Origin of the sequence: Pseudomonas sp., assembly GCF_041601375.1 — a bacterium.
GTDB lineage: Bacteria > Pseudomonadota > Gammaproteobacteria > Pseudomonadales > Pseudomonadaceae > Aquipseudomonas.
This window is the reverse complement of the sequence record NZ_JBFIIG010000037.1, coordinates 1-16,918: the sequence shown is the minus strand read 5'-3', so window position 1 is coordinate 16,918 and position 16,918 is coordinate 1. Positions and strand designations below refer to the sequence as shown.

18 protein-coding genes are annotated in these 16,918 nt (G+C 62.7%); 13 read left to right on the top strand and 5 right to left on the bottom strand.

Annotated elements, in window-relative coordinates; translation table 11 throughout:
• Positions 1-7: 7 nt before the first annotated feature.
• Together ABZE94_RS07655 and ABZE94_RS07650 are read right to left on the bottom strand one after the other, a co-directional pair.
• Positions 8-532, bottom strand: a complete 525-nt coding sequence (locus ABZE94_RS07655) for a KdsC family phosphatase (RefSeq protein WP_372874951.1) — start codon at positions 530-532, stop codon at positions 8-10.
• A gap of 14 nt (positions 533-546) precedes the next feature.
• Positions 547-1,521 (bottom strand): KpsF/GutQ family sugar-phosphate isomerase, encoded by a 975-nt coding sequence (locus ABZE94_RS07650; protein WP_372874936.1) that lies wholly within the window; start codon positions 1,519-1,521, stop codon positions 547-549.
• Between the two features lie 274 nt (positions 1,522-1,795).
• Here ABZE94_RS07650 and ABZE94_RS07645 point away from each other — a divergent pair, with 274 nt between their 5' ends.
• The 10 genes from ABZE94_RS07645 (at position 1,796) to hisC (ending at position 9,795) form a co-directional block, all read left to right on the top strand.
• Complete coding sequence (locus ABZE94_RS07645; RefSeq protein WP_372874935.1) at positions 1,796-2,605, top strand: ATP-binding cassette domain-containing protein; 810 nt, start codon at positions 1,796-1,798, stop codon at positions 2,603-2,605.
• Positions 2,605-3,402 carry a lipid asymmetry maintenance ABC transporter permease subunit MlaE gene (gene mlaE / locus ABZE94_RS07640; protein WP_372874934.1) on the top strand — a complete coding sequence of 266 codons (798 nt, stop codon included), beginning with the start codon at positions 2,605-2,607 and terminating at the stop codon, positions 3,400-3,402. Before ABZE94_RS07645 ends, mlaE begins: the two co-directional genes overlap by 1 nt.
• Positions 3,402-3,872, top strand: a complete 471-nt coding sequence (gene mlaD, locus ABZE94_RS07635) for an outer membrane lipid asymmetry maintenance protein MlaD (RefSeq protein WP_372874933.1) — start codon at positions 3,402-3,404, stop codon at positions 3,870-3,872. The genes mlaE and mlaD overlap by 1 nt, the downstream gene beginning before the upstream one ends.
• Before the next feature lie 14 nt (positions 3,873-3,886).
• On the top strand, positions 3,887-4,519 hold the full coding sequence (locus ABZE94_RS07630) for a phospholipid-binding protein MlaC (protein WP_372874950.1): 633 nt from the start codon (positions 3,887-3,889) through the stop codon (positions 4,517-4,519).
• Positions 4,516-4,824 (top strand): lipid asymmetry maintenance protein MlaB, encoded by a 309-nt coding sequence (locus tag ABZE94_RS07625; RefSeq protein WP_372874932.1) that lies wholly within the window; start codon positions 4,516-4,518, stop codon positions 4,822-4,824. The genes ABZE94_RS07630 and ABZE94_RS07625 overlap by 4 nt, the downstream gene beginning before the upstream one ends.
• Before the next feature lie 129 nt (positions 4,825-4,953).
• Positions 4,954-5,193, top strand: coding sequence for a BolA family protein (locus ABZE94_RS07620; protein ID WP_372874931.1), 240 nt, complete (start codon positions 4,954-4,956; stop codon positions 5,191-5,193).
• A 12-nt stretch (positions 5,194-5,205) separates the two neighbouring features.
• A complete protein-coding gene (gene murA, locus ABZE94_RS07615) occupies positions 5,206-6,471 on the top strand; it encodes a UDP-N-acetylglucosamine 1-carboxyvinyltransferase (RefSeq protein ID WP_372874930.1) in 1,266 nt (421 codons plus the stop codon).
• A 78-nt stretch (positions 6,472-6,549) separates the two neighbouring features.
• Entirely contained in the window at positions 6,550-7,185 is a 636-nt protein-coding gene (gene hisG, locus ABZE94_RS07610; protein ID WP_318949150.1) for an ATP phosphoribosyltransferase, read from the top strand.
• Between the two features lie 171 nt (positions 7,186-7,356).
• Complete coding sequence (hisD, locus tag ABZE94_RS07605; RefSeq protein ID WP_372874929.1) at positions 7,357-8,667, top strand: histidinol dehydrogenase; 1,311 nt, start codon at positions 7,357-7,359, stop codon at positions 8,665-8,667.
• A gap of 75 nt (positions 8,668-8,742) precedes the next feature.
• Positions 8,743-9,795 (top strand): histidinol-phosphate transaminase, encoded by a 1,053-nt coding sequence (gene hisC, locus ABZE94_RS07600; RefSeq protein WP_372874928.1) that lies wholly within the window; start codon positions 8,743-8,745, stop codon positions 9,793-9,795.
• 147 nt (positions 9,796-9,942) lie between these two features.
• On the opposite strand, the gene ABZE94_RS07595 is transcribed toward hisC, so the two are convergent.
• From ABZE94_RS07595 to algW, 3 genes are all read right to left on the bottom strand, one after another.
• Positions 9,943-10,659 (bottom strand): DUF4198 domain-containing protein, encoded by a 717-nt coding sequence (locus tag ABZE94_RS07595; RefSeq protein ID WP_372874927.1) that lies wholly within the window; start codon positions 10,657-10,659, stop codon positions 9,943-9,945.
• 24 nt (positions 10,660-10,683) lie between these two features.
• Positions 10,684-12,810 (bottom strand): TonB-dependent siderophore receptor, encoded by a 2,127-nt coding sequence (locus ABZE94_RS07590; protein ID WP_372874926.1) that lies wholly within the window; start codon positions 12,808-12,810, stop codon positions 10,684-10,686.
• Positions 12,811-12,874: 64 nt separating this feature from the next.
• Positions 12,875-14,017 carry a Do family serine endopeptidase AlgW gene (gene algW / locus ABZE94_RS07585; protein ID WP_372874925.1) on the bottom strand — a complete coding sequence of 381 codons (1,143 nt, stop codon included), beginning with the start codon at positions 14,015-14,017 and terminating at the stop codon, positions 12,875-12,877.
• 292 nt (positions 14,018-14,309) lie between these two features.
• Between algW and ABZE94_RS07580 the strand changes: the two genes are divergently transcribed.
• The 3 genes from ABZE94_RS07580 to ABZE94_RS07570 all read left to right on the top strand — a co-directional run.
• Complete coding sequence (locus tag ABZE94_RS07580) at positions 14,310-15,068, top strand: Nif3-like dinuclear metal center hexameric protein (RefSeq protein ID WP_372874924.1); 759 nt, start codon at positions 14,310-14,312, stop codon at positions 15,066-15,068.
• A gap of 143 nt (positions 15,069-15,211) precedes the next feature.
• Positions 15,212-16,129: a sulfate adenylyltransferase subunit CysD gene (cysD, locus tag ABZE94_RS07575; RefSeq protein ID WP_372874923.1), complete on the top strand. Its 918-nt coding sequence runs from the start codon at positions 15,212-15,214 to the stop codon at positions 16,127-16,129.
• Position 16,130: 1 nt separating this feature from the next.
• Positions 16,131-16,918, top strand: a 788-nt coding sequence (locus tag ABZE94_RS07570; protein WP_372874922.1) for a GTP-binding protein, incomplete at its 3' end; no start/stop codon positions are given.

The window sequence follows — 16,918 nt, the reverse complement described above, 5'->3', positions numbered from 1 at the left end:
GGGGGCTCTATAGGTAGGCGGTTTGGGCGGCGTCGAGGCTGCCTTGGGCGCGCATGATCAGCTCGCAGAATTCACGGGCTGCACCTTCGCCGCCGCGGGCCTGGGTCACGCCATGGGCATGCTGGCGCACAAAGGGATCTGCGCTGGCGACCGCCATGCCCAGGCCGACCCGACGGATCACTGGCAGGTCCGGCAGGTCGTCACCCAGGTAGGCGACGTGCTCATAGCTTAGCCCGAGTTCGCCAAGCAGCTCGTCGAGGACCACCAGTTTGTCTTCGCGGCCCTGGTACAGGTGCTGGATGCCGAGGTTTTTCGCCCGGCGTTCGACCACCGGAGTCGTACGTCCGCTGATGATGGCGGTGCGTACGCCCGAGGCGATCAGCATCTTGATGCCGTGGCCGTCGAGGGTGTTGAAGGTCTTGAACTCGCTGCCGTCGACCAGGAAATACAGCTTGCCGTCGGTGAGCACGCCGTCGACATCGAAAATCGCCAGTTTGATTGCCTGGGCGCGTTGTTGCAGGTCGGGGCTCATCGGGTCGCGGGTCATCACATTACTCCGGCGCGCAGCAAATCGTGCATGTTCAGGGCGCCTATAGGGTGGTCGTCGCTGTCGACCACCACCAGGCCGCTGATCTTGTGGTCTTCCATGATCTTCAGGGCTTCGGCGGCGAGCATCTCTGCGCGTGCGGTCTTGCCGTGCACGGTCATCACGTCATCGATCTTCGCCTGACGCACATCGATACCGCGATCCAGGGTGCGGCGCAGGTCGCCATCGGTAAAGACTCCCGCCAGGCGTCCATCCGCCTCGGTGACCACGGTCATGCCCAGGCCTTTCTGGGTCATCTCCAGCAGGGCGTCGCGCAGCGAGGTGCCGCGCTGCACGCTGGGCAGTCTGGCACCGGCATGCATGACGTTCTCCACTTTCAGCAGCAGGCGTCGACCCAGGGCGCCGCCGGGGTGGGAGAAGGCAAAGTCTTCGGCGGTAAAGCCGCGGGCTTCCAGCAGGGCGATGGCCAGGGCGTCGCCGAGCACCAGGGAGACCGTGGTGGACGAGGTCGGCGCCAGGTTGAGTGGGCAGGCTTCCTGGGAGACGCGGGCGTCCAGGTTGACTTCGGCGGCCTTGGCCAGCACTGAGTCCGGGTTGCCGGTCATGCTGATCAGGGTGATGCCGAGGCGCTTGATCAGCGGCAGCAGGGTGACGATTTCCGCCGTCGAACCCGAGTTGGACAGGGCCAGCACCACGTCGTCGCGGGTGATCATGCCCATGTCGCCATGGCTGGCTTCGGCCGGGTGGACGAAGAAGGCGGTGGTGCCGGTGCTGGCCAGGGTGGCGGCAATCTTGTTGCCGATATGCCCGGATTTGCCCATGCCGACCACCACCACGCGGCCCGTGCTGGCCAGGATGAGTTCGCAGGCGCGAACGAAGTCGCCGTCGATGCGCTGCAGCAGTTCTTCAATCGCCTCGAGTTCCAGGCGGATGGTGCGTTGTGCGGAGTTGATCAGCTCGTTGGACTGGCTCATGGCGTCTTTAAATCGGCATGTCGAGTAAAAGGCGGCGATTATAGCGGGAAAGATTCGCCCGCTCACCTTTGAATCGTGCGCAGACAGGGCTTGAGCGTTTGGGGTGGTCAGTTGTTCGGCCATGTGGGCGGCGTTCTGTAAGTAAATGTTCGGCCTTGGGCAGGGTAATTCGGCAATGTTATAGTGCACCGCCATTTTCGGCCGGTCGGGCAGCGGCGGTGTCTTCGCAACGCTGGCTGGCGTCTGACAGGGAGGCTGCATCCAAGGAGTCGAGATGAGTGCCGAGCAACAGTACGCGGTCGAGCTGAAAAACCTCAGTTTTCAGCGCGGCGACCGGGACATTTTCAACGATATAGACATTCGCATCCCGCGCGGCAAGGTCACCGGCATCATGGGGCCTTCCGGCTGCGGCAAGACCACGCTGTTGCGCCTGATCGGCGCGCAACTCAGGCCGAGCAAGGGTGAGGTGTGGGTCAATGGGCAGAACTTGCCGAGCCTCTCGCGCAGCGAGCTGTTCGATCAGCGCAAGCAGATGGGCGTGCTGTTCCAGAGCGGGGCGCTGTTCACCGATCTCGATGTGTTCGAGAACGTCGCCTTCCCGCTGCGTGTGCACACCCAGCTGCCTGACGAAATGATTCGTGACATCGTCCTGATGAAACTACAGGCGGTGGGCTTGCGGGGTGCGCTCGAGCTGATGCCGGATGAGCTGTCCGGTGGCATGAAGCGCCGCGTGGCGCTGGCGCGGGCGATTGCTCTGGATCCGCAGATACTCATGTACGACGAGCCTTTCGTGGGCCAGGACCCGATTGCCATGGGGGTGCTGGTGCGCTTGATTCGTTTGCTCAGCGATGCCCTGGGCATTACCAGTATCGTGGTGTCCCACGACCTGGCGGAAACCGCCAGCATCGCCGACTACATCTACCTGGTGGGGGACACCCAGGTGCTCGGTCAAGGCACGCCGGATGAATTGATGAATTCGGACAACCCGCGGGTGCGCCAGTTCATGCAAGGCATTCCCGACGGGCCGGTGCCGTTCCACTATCCAGCGGCAGACTTTCGCGACGATTTATTGGGGGGGCGCTGATGCGCAAGACATCTACGCTCGAACGGATCCGCCTGCTCGGCCGCGCGGGCATCGATGCGGTGGCCACGCTGGGACGGGCGACGGTCTTTCTCCTGCGTGCGCTGTTCGGCCGCAACGGGGCCGGCAGCCCGCTGCAGCTGCTGATCAAACAGCTGTACTCGGTAGGCGTCATGTCCCTGGCGATCATCGTGGTCTCGGGGGTTTTTATCGGCATGGTGCTGTCGTTGCAGGGTTTCAATATCCTGTCTGACTACGGTTCGGAGCAGGCAGTCGGGCAGATGGTCGCCCTGACCTTGTTGCGCGAGCTCGGCCCCGTGGTCACCGCCTTGTTGTTCGCCGGGCGCGCGGGGTCCGCGTTGACCGCGGAAATCGGCAACATGAAATCCACCGAGCAACTGTCCAGTCTGGAAATGATCGGTGTCGATCCGCTCAAGTACATAGTCGCGCCGCGCCTGTGGGCCGGCTTCATTTCGATGCCGTTGCTCGCGATGATTTTCAGCGTGGTCGGTATCTGGGGCGGGGCGATGGTCGCCGTCGACTGGCTCGGCGTTTACGAGGGGTCGTTCTGGGCCAACATGCAGAACAGCGTTTCGTTTTATGAAGACGTGCTCAACGGGGTGATCAAAAGCATCGTGTTCGGCTTTGTCGTGACCTGGATTGCCGTTTTTCAGGGCTATGACTGTGAGCCGACCTCGGAAGGCATCAGTCGCGCCACCACTAAAACAGTGGTTTACGCCTCGCTCGCCGTGTTGGGGCTGGACTTTATTCTGACCGCTTTGATGTTTGGAGATTTCTGATGCAAAACCGCACACTGGAAATTGGTGTCGGCCTGTTCCTGCTGGCCGGGTTATTGGCCTTGCTGCTGCTGGCGTTGCGTGTCAGTGGTCTGACCGTAGGCAGTGCCAACGATACGTACAAGGTCTATGCGCACTTCGAGAATATTGCCGGTCTAACCGTGAGGGCCAAGGTGACCATGGCCGGGGTGACCATCGGTAAAGTGACCGCGATCGATCTGGATCGCGACAGCTATACCGGTCGCGTCACCCTCTCGCTGGATGACAGCGTGGACAACCTGCCCACCGATTCGACTGCCTCGATCCTGACCGCCGGTTTGCTCGGCGAGAAGTACGTCGGTATCAGCGTTGGCGGCGACGAAGAGGTGCTCGTCGATGGCTCTATCATCTACGACACCCAGTCCTCGTTGGTGCTGGAAGACCTGATCGGCAAATTCCTGCTCAACTCGGTCAATAGAGACGAAGCCAATTGATGAGAACTCCCACTATGCTCAAGACCCTGCGTAACAGTCTGTTCGCGCTGCTGGCGGCCTTGCCGCTGCTGGCTGTCGCTGCGCCGAGTGCCTATCAGGTGGTGCAGCAGACCACCACCACGCTGCTGGAAGACCTGAAGGTCAATAAAGAACAATACCGTAACGATCCGTCGGCTTTTTACGACGCGCTGAACGAGATTCTCGGCCCGGTGGTGGATGTCGAGGGTATTTCCCGCGGGGTCATGACCGTGCGCTACTCGCGCCAGGCCACGCCCGAGCAGATGCAGCGGTTTCAGGAGAACTTCAAGCGCAGCCTGATGCAGTTCTATGGCAACGCCCTGCTCGAATACAACAATCAGGACATTCGCGTGCTGCCCCCCAGCGGCAAGCAGAATCCGCAGCGTGCTTCGGTGAGCATGGAAATCAAGGACGGCAATGGCACCCTCTACCCGCTGTCCTACACCATGGTCAAGCAGGATGACGGCTGGAAGATGCGCAACCTGATCATCAACGGCATCAACGTCGGCAAGTTGTTCCGCGATCAGTTCGCCCAGTCCATGCAGAACAACGGCAATGACCTGGACGCGGTCATCGACAGCTGGGCCGATACCGTGGCCAAGGCCCGTCAGTCCACGGGTGAGTCGTGAGTAAGGCCGCTATCGTCGAACAGTCGTCGGGGCTGTTGCAGCTCTCTGGCGTGCTCGATTATCGCAGTGGTCCGCTCTTGCGCGAGGAGGGCGGGCGGCTGATTGCCGCCAGTCAGGCGGCTAACTGTGTGATCGATTGTGCGACTGTGGACAAGTCCAGCAGCGTAGGCCTGTCGCTGTTGCTGGCGTTCATGCGCGACGCCCGGGCCGCAGGCAAGAACCTGGTGGTGCGCAATCTGCCCGAGGACATGCGCGAGATCGCCGGTGTCTCCGGGCTGCTGGACGTGCTGCCGCTGGAGGCGTGAACCCGCGCTGCGGTTCCCGGTCGGGATAGGCCGGCGCGGGGTTCGCAGGCGAGTGGCTTTTTTTGTATGATGCGCGGCCGCGAGCTCTGGCTCTGCTGTCGTTAATGAATACGTTGATCGAGGTTGAGCATGCAGGCCCTAGAAGTAAAAAGCCTCCTGGAGGCCAAACTGCCGAATACCCAGGTGGAAGTTGAAGGCGAAGGCTGTAACTTCCAGCTGAACCTGATTAGTGATGAGTTGGCTGGTCTGAGTCCGGTCAAGCGTCAACAGCAGGTCTACGCCCACCTCAACCCCTGGATTGCCGACGGCAGTATCCATGCGGTGAGCATGAAATTCTTCAGCCGTGCCGATTGGGCCGCGCGCTCCTAAATCGAGAGAGTCATGGACAAACTGATAATTACCGGCGGTGTGCGCCTGAATGGCGAGATCCGCATTTCCGGGGCGAAGAACTCCGCCCTGCCGATTCTCGCCGCCACCCTGCTGGGCGATGCGCCGGTGACCATCTGCAACCTGCCGCACCTGCACGACATCACCACCATGATCGAGTTGTTCGGGCGCATGGGCATCGAACCGATCATCGACGAGAAGCTCAGCGTGGAAGTCGACGCTCGGGCGATCAAGACCCTGATCGCGCCCTACGAGCTGGTCAAGACCATGCGCGCCTCGATCCTGGTGCTCGGGCCGATGGTCGCGCGTTTCGGTGAGGCCGAAGTCGCCCTGCCCGGCGGTTGCGCCATTGGCTCGCGGCCGGTCGACCTGCACATCCGCGGCCTCGAAGCCATGGGCGCGATCATCGACGTCGAAGGTGGCTACATCAAGGCCAAGGCGCCCGAGGGCGGTCTGCGCGGTGCGCACTTCTTCTTCGATACCGTGAGCGTGACCGGTACCGAAAACATCATGATGGCCGCCACCCTGGCCAAGGGTCGCAGCGTGCTGGAAAACGCCGCGCGCGAGCCTGAAGTGGTCGATCTGGCCAACTGCCTGATCGCCATGGGCGCGAAGATTTCCGGTGCCGGTACCGACACCATCACCATCGATGGCGTCGAACGTCTCGGCGGCGCGCGCTTCAGCGTGATGCCGGACCGTATCGAAACCGGCACCTACCTGGTGGCCGCGGCTGCCACCGGCGGGCGGGTCAAGCTCAAGGATGTCGACCCGACGACTCTGGAGGCGGTGCTGTCCAAGCTGCAGGAAGCCGGCGCGGAAATCACCAGCGGCGCCGACTGGATCGAGCTGGACATGAAAGGCAAGCGGCCGAAAGCCGTGAACCTGCGTACCGCGCCCTACCCGGCGTTCCCCACCGACATGCAGGCGCAGTTCGTCGCCCTCAACGCGATTGCCGAAGGGACCGGCACGGTGATCGAGACCGTGTTCGAGAACCGTTTCATGCACGTCTATGAAATGACCCGCATGGGCGCGCAGATCCTGGTCGAGGGCAATACCGCGATCGTCACCGGTGTCGACAAGCTCAAGGGCGCGCCTGTCATGGCCACCGACCTGCGTGCCTCGGCCAGCCTGGTGATCGCCGCCCTGGTCGCCGACGGCGATACCCTGATCGACCGCATCTACCACATCGACCGTGGTTACGAGTGCATCGAGGAAAAACTACAGATGCTCGGCGCCAAGATCCGCCGCGTACCGGGTTAGGGTGGTACCGAACGCAGCGATGTCCAACAACCAGCTCGCAAGGGCTGGTCTGGTCCAGTTCCAAAGGAAACCTGCTTCATGCTGACCATAGCGCTATCCAAGGGCCGTATCCTCGACGACACCCTGCCGCTGCTCGCCGCGGCGGGCATCGTGCCGACCGAGAATCCGGATAAGAGCCGCAAATTGATCATCCCCACCACCCTGGATGACGTGCGCCTGCTGATCGTACGCGCCACCGATGTGCCGACCTATGTCGAGCACGGCGCCGCCGATCTCGGTGTGGCCGGCAAGGATGTGCTGATGGAGTATGGCGGCCAGGGCCTGTACGAGCCCCTGGACCTGCGTATCGCCAAGTGCAAGCTGATGACCGCCGGTGCCGTCGGCGCGCCCGAGCCCAAGGGCCGGCTGCGGGTGGCCACCAAGTTCGTCAACGTGGCCAAGCGTTACTACGCCGAGCAGGGTCGCCAGGTCGACATCATCAAGCTGTATGGCTCGATGGAGCTGGGTCCGTTGGTGGGCCTGTCCGACAAGATCATCGACGTGGTCGACACCGGCAATACCCTGCGCGCCAATGGCCTGGAAGCCCAGGAACTGATCGCCCACATCAGTTCGCGGCTGATCGTCAACAAGGCGTCGATGAAGATGCAGCATGCGCGCATCCAGGCGCTGATCGAGACTCTGCGCGAAGCCGTAGAGGCACGACACCCCAGCTAATACCTGCCATGCGGCATTTAGCCGCGTGACCGCCAAGGACGGCGGAAATGCCGAACATGCAGGAGCAATTTTCGGCCGCCTATCCGCGTCATAGCCAATTATCTCGGGCGTCCATGCGGTGGGCTTGGTAGCCTAGCGACGCCCGAGCATTTGCCAATCATGAGGCCCGCTATGACCGCTCCCATCGCCATCCGCCGACTCGACGCCGCTGACCAGGACTTTGCCCAGCATCTGGATCATCTGCTGAGCTGGGAAAGTGTCTCGGACGATGCGGTCAACCATCGCGTGCTGGAGATCATCAAGGCCGTGCGCGAGCGTGGCGATGCCGCCCTGGTCGAATACACCCAGCGTTTCGACGGCCTCGAGGTCGCCAGCATGGCCGACCTGATCCTGCCGCGCGAGCGTCTGGAGCTGGCCCTGACCCGCATCACCACGGAACAGCGCCAGGCGCTGGAAGTTGCCGCCGAGCGGGTGCGCAGCTACCACGAGAAGCAGAAGCAGGATTCCTGGACCTACACCGAGGCCGACGGCACCGTGCTGGGGCAGAAAGTCACGCCGCTGGACCGCGCCGGTCTGTACGTGCCCGGTGGTAAGGCGTCCTATCCGTCCTCGGTGTTGATGAACGCGATTCCGGCCAAGGTCGCTGGCGTGCCGGAAGTGGTGATGGTGGTGCCGACCCCGCGCGGCGAGATCAACGAACTGGTGCTGGCGGCCGCCTGCATCGCCGGGGTCGACCGGGTGTTCACCATCGGCGGTGCCCAGGCCGTGGCGGCGCTGGCCTATGGCACCGAGAGCGTGCCGCCGGTGGACAAGATCGTCGGTCCCGGCAACATCTATGTCGCCACCGCCAAGCGCCACGTGTTCGGCAAGGTCGGCATCGACATGATCGCCGGACCCTCGGAGATTCTGGTGGTCTGCGACGGCCAGACCGACCCGGACTGGATCGCCATGGACCTGTTCTCCCAGGCCGAGCACGACGAAGACGCCCAGTCGATTCTGCTCAGCCCGGATGCCGCTTTCCTCGACCGCGTGGCCGAGAGCATCGCCAGGCTGTTGCCGACCATGGAACGCGCCGAAATCATCCGCGCCTCCCTGGAAGCCCGCGGCGCGCTGATTCAGGTCGCCGACATGGCCCAGGCCATCGAAGTGGCCAACCGTATCGCCCCGGAACACCTGGAGCTGTCGGTGGAAAACCCCGAGCAGTACCTGCCGCTGATCCGCCACGCCGGTGCGATCTTCATGGGGCGCTACACCGCCGAGGCCCTGGGCGACTACTGCGCCGGTCCCAACCACGTGTTGCCGACCTCCGGCACCGCGCGCTACTCCTCGCCGCTGGGGGTCTACGACTTCCAGAAGCGCTCGTCGATCATCCATTGCTCGGCCGCCGGTGCCTCCGAACTGGGCAAGAGCGCCAGTGTATTGGCCCGCGGTGAGTCGCTGACCGCCCACGCGCGCAGCGCCGAGTACCGCATCAAACCGTAGGATGGGTGGTGCCGCCGAGGTTAGCCGTAGGCGTAACCCATCGCAAACGCAACGAATTCGAGGAGAGAAGGGCAGATGAGCAAATTCTGGAGCCCCTTCGTCAAAGACCTGGTGCCTTATGTGCCGGGTGAGCAGCCGAAACTGGCCAAGCTGGTCAAGCTCAACACCAATGAAAACCCTTACGGCCCGTCGCCCAAGGCGATTGCGGCGATGCAGGCCGAGCTGAACGATGACCTGCGCCTGTACCCGGACCCCAATGGCGAGCGCCTGAAGCAGGCGGTGGCCGATTACTACGGCGTGCGGCTCGATCAGGTGTTCGTCGGCAACGGCTCCGACGAAGTGCTGGCGCATGCCTTTCACGGCCTGTTCCAGCACGACAAGCCGCTGCTGTTTCCGGATATCAGCTACAGCTTCTACCCGGTCTACTGCGGGCTCTACGGCATCGCCTCGGAGGCGATCGCTCTGGATGAGCAGTTCCAGATCCGCGTCGAGGACTATGCGCGGCCCAACGGCGGCATCGTCTTCCCCAACCCCAACGCGCCGACCGGTTGTGTGCTGGCGCTGGACGCCATCGAGCAGCTGCTGACGGCCAATCCGGATTCGGTGGTGCTGGTGGATGAGGCCTATATCGACTTCGGCGGCCAGAGCGCCATCGCGCTGGTGGACAAGTATCCGAACCTGCTGGTGACCCAGACCCTGTCCAAGTCGCGCTCGTTGGCTGGCCTGCGGGTCGGCCTGGCAGTCGGCCACCCGGAGCTGATCGAGGCCCTGGAACGGATCAAGAACAGCTTCAACTCCTACCCGCTCGATCGCCTGGCGATCGCCGGCGCGGCCGCGGCGTTCGAGGATCGCGCCTACTTCGAGCAGACCTGCCGCCAGGTCATCGACAGTCGCGAAGGCGTGGTGGCCGGCTTGCAGGCGTTGGGCTTCGAGGTGCTGCCTTCGGCCGCCAACTTCGTCTTTGCCCGTCACCCGCACAAGGATGCGGCGACCCTGGCCGCCGGTCTGCGTGAGCAGGGGGTGATAGTGCGGCATTTCAAACAGGCGCGGATCGCCCAGTTCCTGCGTATCAGCATCGGTGCGCCGGAGCAGAACCAGGCGTTGCTGGATGCCCTGCAAGGGTTGTAGGGCGGATTCAGGAGCGAAGCGAACAATCCGCCGGAGCATGGTTGGACCGGCGCAGTTGATGCAGCATTTCCCGGATTGCATCCGGGCTACACAAGAGCCGGCAGCGCCTAAGCGGTGCCGGCTTTTTTTATCGTCTGTTTACTTGCGTTACTCGCGGTGGGCTTCGCCGAGAAAGGTCAGTGAAGTGAACAGGCCGCGGGTTTCGATATCGGCATCGTTGGCCACCGGCAAGTCGACCTCGGCGGCGATGATATTCAGCCCTTCATTGCGTACTTCGATCTGCGCGCGCCCCTGAGCATCGGTCTTGGCGCTGATACGGTGCGGAGCGCCGCGGTAGTCGCCGATCAGTTCGATGCCCGCGGCGGGCTTGCCGTCGATCAGCACGCGCACCGGCAGCAGCTTGCCCACGCCGACTTCGAGCGGGTCGACTTCCGGCAGGATGACCATCTTCAGCTGATCCAGCGCCGGCAGGCTGACGCCTTCACTGTAGATCGCCAGGCTGTACTTGAAGGTGTGCAAGGACTTGGTCGAAGTGGGCACCTTGCTGCGGCCCTGGTTGATCCATTGTTTGTCCGGGGTCAGCGACCAGGGGCCGTTATCCAGCGCCACGGCGACCATGGCCGGCGACTTCAGTGGCTCCAGGCGGGCATGGTCGTCCAGGCGCTTGACCGTTACCGGGATCATCTTGCCGCGGCTGTCGTAGGCCCAGGCGCCGCTGATCTTCTCGGCCTTGAAGGCGTTGTCCTCGGCGCCGTGGCCGTAGATGGTTTCGATATTGCCGCGACGCTGTTCGGTCCATAGGCCGTGAGCGTCGACCTGGCCGATAAACAGAACCGCAGCGAGGAACGGAAAAACTTTTTTCATGGAAGGTCCTTGGGGTTGGGGAGATCAAAGGTCGACGGTCAGGTTGAAGCTCAGGTTGCGCGGCTCGCCGGGCATCACCCAGAGATTGCTGTAAGAGCGCTCGTAGTACTTCTCGTCGAACAGGTTATTGAGATGGGCGCCGACTTTTATCCGCGGGCTGAAGGCGTAGTGGGCGAGCAGGTCGACGGTGTGATAGGCTGGCAGGCTGAAATCGCTGCCGGCCTGGCCGGAACGGTCGCCGACATAAGTGACGGCCGCACCTACGTCCGAGCCGCGCAGCCAGCCGTCCTGGAACTCATAGACGCCCAGCAGGCTGCCGCTTTGCCGGGCGACGCCGAGCAGACGACTGCCGGCCGACAGTGACTTATCGCCCTTGGTGACCTCGGCATCGATAAAGGCGAAGGCGCCGATAATCCGCAGCGCTTCGCTCAATTGGCCGCTGAACTGTAGATCCAGGCCCTGGCTGCGCGCTTCCCCGGCGGCGGTCTGAAAGCTGGCGTCGACCGGGTCCGCGGTCAGCACGTTTTCCTTGGTCAGGTGAAAGGCGGCGATGGTCGCGCTGAGGCGGTCGTCCAGCAGGTCCAGTTTTACGCCGGCCTCATAGCCGATGCCTTGTTCCGGGTCGAACGGCCGGTCGCTGCGGTCCAGGCCGTTATTCGGCTTGAACGAGGTGGAGGCATTGGCGAACAGGCCGACGGCCGGCGTCAGCTGATAGAGCAGTCCGGCGCGCTGGGTAACCGCATCGTGGCTCTGATTGCTGCGTGCACCATTGACCCGGTTGTCGATCGACTGGTCGAAGTGCTCGAAACGAACGCCGATCAGGCCGCGCAGACGCTCAGTAAAGACGATCTGGTCCTGCAGGTTGAGCGCATGGCTTTGCACCTGCTCGTGGTTGTCGCTGCCGGAGCGTGCGCCAGTGGGGCGCGGGCGGCCATAGATCGGATCGTAGATATCGATGGCGCTGCGCGGACGCACTTCTGTGACCCGCTCGTTCTTGCGGTAGTTTTCGTACTCGCTGCCGATCAGCAGCTGGTGTTGCAGCCCGCCGAGCTGCAGTTCGCCGTGCAGTTCCAGCAGGGTGATGCTGTCGTGCCAAGTGGTTTCGCGCTCACGAAAACGCCGGGTGAGGGTGCGCCCGTCGGTCGCCAGGGCCTGGTTTTCCGAGGCGTCGCCGGCCAGTTCGCCTTCCTTGAAGTGACTGGCCAGACGCAGCTGCCAGGTATCATTGAGGGCATGCTCGAGGCTGGCCTGGATCAGGTTGTTGTCGTTGTCGATAGCGCCGTCGCTCGGCTCGCCGAGAAAGGTCGAGCGCGACACGCTGCCCAGCCGGTTGTTCGGCGCCACTATGCCGCGGTCGAATACCGAACGGTGGCGCACCAGCTCGGCCTCCAGCAGCACGCGGGTATCGGGGTTGAGCTGCCAGCTGAGCGAGGGCGCGGCGAACAGGCGCTCGCTGCCGACGTGGTCACGGAAACTGTTGTTGTCCTCGACGGCCAGATTGAGGCGCGCCAGCAGGTCGCCTTGTTCGTCCAGCGGGCTGTTGAGGTCCAGGCTGGTGCGATAGCGGTCCCAGCTGCCGGCGCTGGTTTGCAGGCGGGCGAAGGTGCCGGCCTGGGGCTTCTTGGTAACGATGTTGACGGTGCCGCCGGGGTCGCCGCGGCCGTAGAGGCTGGCGGCGGGGCCCTTGAGCACCTCGATGCGCTCGATATTGGCGGCGTCCGGGGTGCTCGGGTAGCCACGGTTGGCGCTGAAACCGTCCTTGTAGAACTCCGAGGTGGTGAAGCCGCGCACGCTGTATTCGTAGAGGGTCAGGCCGCCGAAGTTGTTCTGCTTGGATACCCCGCCGGCAAAGTCCAGGGCGCGCTCGACATCGCTGCTGCCGAGGTCTTCCAGCACGGCGGTGGGTACCACGCTGATGGCCTGGGGGATTTCACTGAGCGGCGTGTCGGTTTTGGTCGCACTGCTGGAACGGGTGGCGCGATAACCCTGTACCGGGCCGTCGGCCAGTTCCGGACTGGCACTGATGATGCTGTCGCTCAACTGTGCGGGGGTGGTCGGGGAGGCAGCATGCACGGTGGGGCTGAGCAGGCCGAGTGGCAGGCTGACGAGTAGGGCGAAGGGCGGGCGCAAGCGGGTTCTCTCTCTGCACATAATTTATGTAATAACATAACATTAATTATGCGGAGAGCGAACGCCCAGCTGTGGGCGCAGGCTGTCAGTTTTCGTTCGCGGGTGGGCGCACGCCTATTTCGGCGCTCAGTTCCTGCAGTTTGCCGTTACGCATGATCTCGATGCGGATCGTCTCGCCGGGCTTGGTGCGGGCCACCTGGTTCATCGAGCGGCGGCCGTCGCCGGCCGCTTCACCGTCGATATTGAGGATCAGGTCGCCGGGTTGCAGGCCGGCCTTCTGCGCCGGGCCATCGCGGTAGATGCCGGCGACGACGATGCCGGGGCGTCCCTCCAGGCCGAAGGATTCCGCCAGCTCCGGGGTCAGCGGCTGCACTTCGATGCCCAGCCAGCCGCGAATCACCTGGCCGTGCTCGATGATCGCCTGCATCACTTCCAGCGCCAGTTTCACCGGGATGGCGAAGCCGATGCCTTGCGAGCCGCCGGACTTGGAGAAGATTGCGGTGTTGATGCCCATCAGGTTGCCATGGGCGTCGACCAGCGCGCCGCCGGAGTTGCCGGGGTTGATCGCCGCGTCGGTCTGGATGAAGTCTTCATAGGTGTTGAGGCCCAGCTGGTTGCGCCCGGTGGCGCTGATGATGCCCATGGTCACGGTCTGGCCGACGCCGAAGGGATTGCCGATGGCCAGGGTGACATCGCCAATCTTGATGTTGTCCGAGCGACCGAGGGTGATCGCCGGAAGATCATGCAAATCGATTTTCAGCACTGCGAGGTCGGTTTCCGGGTCGCTGCCGATTATCCGGGCCAGGGTTTCGCGGCCATCGCGCAGGGCCACCACTATCTGATCGGCCCCGGCGACCACATGATTGTTGGTCAGCAGGTAGCCTTCCGTGCTCATGATCACCGCCGAGCCGAGGCTTGACTCCATGCGCCGCTGCTTGGGCAGGTTGTCGCCGAAGAACTTGCGGAACTGCTCATCTTCCAGCATGGGGTGAGCCGGTTTGTTGACGAACTTGGTGGTGTAGAGGTTGGCCACCGCCGGCGAGGCGGTGCTCACCGCATCGGCATAGGACACCGGACCTTCCTGCATGCGGCCATAGACGGGGGCCTGGCGCAGCTGCACATCCTGGGTCGGCAGGCCAACCCATTGGGGGAAGTACTGCATGATCAGCAGTGCCGATAGCACACCGACCAACAGGGGCCAGCCAAGAAAACGCAGGGCCTTGAACATCAATCGAATCCTGGGAGATTGTGAAACAACTCTTGCCTACTGCGACCGCCTCCAGACGCCCGCTGCTGACGTTGCGCGGCGTGAAAAGCAGGGTCATTTAGCTCACTAAACTCCCCCGGCTTTTCACGCCGCGCGCCTTGCCGCGAGCGCCTGGAGACAGTCTCGCTACGGCGCTCGATATTTTCACAACCTCTGAGAGTTGCGGGGGGCTGGCGGGCCCCTTAAGGTGCGCCATTATAGAGGGCCGATTGCCAATAAGGCAGCGGTCTGCAACAGCAGGTAAGGAATCCCTATGGCTATTGCCTTGAACACCCTGGTGGAAGAAGCGCAGCGTTACTTGAATGCCGCTCGCATCGGCGACTACTGCCCGAATGGTTTGCAAATCGAAGGACGGCCCCAGGTGCGGCGTATTGTCAGCGGAGTCACCGCCAGCCAGGCCCTGGTCGATGCCGCGGTCGAGGCGCAGGCCGATGTGCTGCTGGTGCACCACGGCTATTTCTGGAAGGGCGAAAACCCGTGCATCACCGGCATGAAGCAGCGGCGCGTGAAAACCCTGCTGAGCAACGATATCAGCTTGCTGGCCTATCACCTGCCGCTCGACGTGCACCCGGAGGTCGGCAATAACGTGCAGCTGGCCGCCCAACTCGAGATTACCGTCGAGGGGCCGCTTGACCCGGACGATCCGCGCAGCGTCGGTTTGCTCGGCTCCTTGCGCGAGCCCATGAGCCCGCGCGATTTCGCCCGGCAGGTGCAGGAAGTGCTCGGCCGTGAGCCCTTGTTGGTCGAAGGCCCGGAACTGATTCGCCGGGTCGGCTGGTGCACCGGCGGCGGGCAGGGCTATATCGACCAGGCCATCGCGGCCGGCGTAGACCTCTACCTGACCGGAGAGGCGTCCGAGCAGACCTTTCACAGTGCGCGGGAGAACGGCATCAGCTTTATCGCCGCTGGCCACCATGCCACCGAACGCTATGGCGTGCAGGCGCTGGGCGATTATCTGGCGCGCCGGTTTGCCATCGAACACCTGTTTATTGACTGTCCCAATCCCATCTGATGCCGCGTGGCTGGCCGATTCGGCGGGTATAAAGCTAGATCGTTTCGATCTAGTTGGCCCCCTGATTAGAAGCGGGCGCTGTGCTAGAGTGCGCCATCGTCCACGGCCCGCCGGCCCAATTACACTGCAAATCGTGAGTAACCATGCTCGATAAACTGACCCACCTGAAACAGCTGGAGGCGGAAAGTATCCACATCATTCGTGAAGTGGCCGCCGAATTCGACAACCCGGTAATGCTTTATTCCATCGGTAAAGACTCCGCCGTGATGCTGCACCTGGCACGCAAGGCGTTCTTTCCGGGCAAGCTGCCGTTCCCGGTGATGCACGTCGACACTCGGTGGAAGTTTCAGGAGATGTACCGTTTCCGCGAGAAAATGGTCAACGAATACGGTCTGGATCTGATCACCCACATCAACCCTGATGGTGTGGCGCAGGACATGAACCCCTTCACCTACGGCAGTGCCAAGCACACCGACGTGATGAAGACCGAAGGCTTGAAGCAAGCCCTGGATAAATACGGCTTCGATGCGGCCTTCGGTGGCGCCCGGCGCGACGAGGAAAAGTCCCGCGCCAAGGAGCGCGTCTACTCGTTCCGCGACAGCAAGCATCGCTGGGACCCGAAAAACCAGCGTCCCGAGCTGTGGAACGTCTACAACGGCAAGGTCAAGAAGGGCGAGTCGATCCGCGTATTCCCGCTGTCCAACTGGACCGAGCTGGACATCTGGCAGTACATCTATCTGGAGCAGATCCCGATCGTGCCGCTGTACTTCGCCGCTGAGCGTGAAGTGATCGAAAAGAACGGCACCCTGATCATGATCGACGACGATCGCATCCTCGAGCACCTCTCGGATGAAGAGAAAGCCAGTATTACCAAGAAGATGGTGCGTTTCCGTACGCTCGGCTGCTACCCGTTGACCGGTGCGGTAGAGTCCACGGCAACCAGCCTGACCGACATCATTCAGGAAATGCTTCTGACTCGAACGTCCGAGCGTCAGGGGCGTGTCATCGACCACGATGCCGCCGGTTCGATGGAAGAGAAAAAACGTCAGGGGTACTTTTAAGATGTCGCATCAGTCTGAATTGATCAGCGAGGACATCCTCGCTTACCTGGCCCAGCACGAACGCAAAGAGCTGCTGCGCTTTCTCACCTGCGGCAACGTCGACGACGGCAAAAGCACCCTGATCGGTCGTTTGCTCCACGATTCCAAGATGATCTATGAAGATCATATGGAAGCCATCACCCGCGACTCGAAGAAATCCGGCACCACCGGCGAGGACGTCGACCTGGCACTGCTGGTCGACGGTCTGCAGGCCGAGCGCGAGCAAGGCATCACCATCGACGTGGCCTACCGCTACTTCAGCACCGCCAAGCGCAAATTCATCATCGCCGACACCCCCGGCCATGAGCAGTACACGCGCAATATGGCCACCGGCGCTTCGACCTGCGACCTGGCGATCATCCTGATCGACGCCCGTTACGGCGTGCAGACCCAGACCAAGCGCCACAGCTTCATCGCCAGCCTGCTGGGGATCAAGCACATAGTCGTGGCCATCAACAAGATGGACCTCAAGGACTTCGATCAGGGCGTGTTCGAGCAGATCAAGGCCGATTACCTGAAGTTCGCCGAAGGCATCGCACTCAAGCCGAGCTCGCTGCACTTCGTGCCGATGTCGGCGCTCAAGGGCGACAACGTGGTCAACCACAGCGAGCGTTCGCCGTGGTATGACGGCCAGTCGCTGATGGAAATTCTCGAAACCGTGGAAGTGGCCGGCGACCGCAACTTCACCGACCTGCGTTTCCCGGTGCAGTACGTCAACCGCCCCAACCTCAACTTCCGCGGCTTCGCCGG

Excerpts from the sequence above, each read along its gene's own strand:
- ABZE94_RS07655 (WP_372874951.1), bottom strand. The coding sequence starts at position 532 with ATGAGCCCCGACCTGCAACAACGCGCCCAGGCAATCAAACTGGCGATT.
- ABZE94_RS07650 (WP_372874936.1), bottom strand. The coding sequence starts at position 1,521 with ATGAGCCAGTCCAACGAGCTGATCAACTCCGCACAACGCACCATCCGC.
- ABZE94_RS07645 (WP_372874935.1), top strand. The coding sequence starts at position 1,796 with ATGAGTGCCGAGCAACAGTACGCGGTCGAGCTGAAAAACCTCAGTTTT.
- mlaE (WP_372874934.1), top strand. The coding sequence starts at position 2,605 with ATGCGCAAGACATCTACGCTCGAACGGATCCGCCTGCTCGGCCGCGCG.
- mlaD (WP_372874933.1), top strand. The coding sequence starts at position 3,402 with ATGCAAAACCGCACACTGGAAATTGGTGTCGGCCTGTTCCTGCTGGCC.
- ABZE94_RS07630 (WP_372874950.1), top strand. The coding sequence starts at position 3,887 with ATGCTCAAGACCCTGCGTAACAGTCTGTTCGCGCTGCTGGCGGCCTTG.
- ABZE94_RS07620 (WP_372874931.1), top strand. The coding sequence starts at position 4,954 with ATGCAGGCCCTAGAAGTAAAAAGCCTCCTGGAGGCCAAACTGCCGAAT.
- murA (WP_372874930.1), top strand. The coding sequence starts at position 5,206 with ATGGACAAACTGATAATTACCGGCGGTGTGCGCCTGAATGGCGAGATC.
- hisG (WP_318949150.1), top strand. The coding sequence starts at position 6,550 with ATGCTGACCATAGCGCTATCCAAGGGCCGTATCCTCGACGACACCCTG.
- hisD (WP_372874929.1), top strand. The coding sequence starts at position 7,357 with ATGACCGCTCCCATCGCCATCCGCCGACTCGACGCCGCTGACCAGGAC.
- hisC (WP_372874928.1), top strand. The coding sequence starts at position 8,743 with ATGAGCAAATTCTGGAGCCCCTTCGTCAAAGACCTGGTGCCTTATGTG.
- ABZE94_RS07595 (WP_372874927.1), bottom strand. The coding sequence starts at position 10,659 with ATGAAAAAAGTTTTTCCGTTCCTCGCTGCGGTTCTGTTTATCGGCCAG.
- ABZE94_RS07590 (WP_372874926.1), bottom strand. The coding sequence starts at position 12,810 with ATGTGCAGAGAGAGAACCCGCTTGCGCCCGCCCTTCGCCCTACTCGTC.
- algW (WP_372874925.1), bottom strand. The coding sequence starts at position 14,017 with ATGTTCAAGGCCCTGCGTTTTCTTGGCTGGCCCCTGTTGGTCGGTGTG.
- ABZE94_RS07580 (WP_372874924.1), top strand. The coding sequence starts at position 14,310 with ATGGCTATTGCCTTGAACACCCTGGTGGAAGAAGCGCAGCGTTACTTG.
- cysD (WP_372874923.1), top strand. The coding sequence starts at position 15,212 with ATGCTCGATAAACTGACCCACCTGAAACAGCTGGAGGCGGAAAGTATC.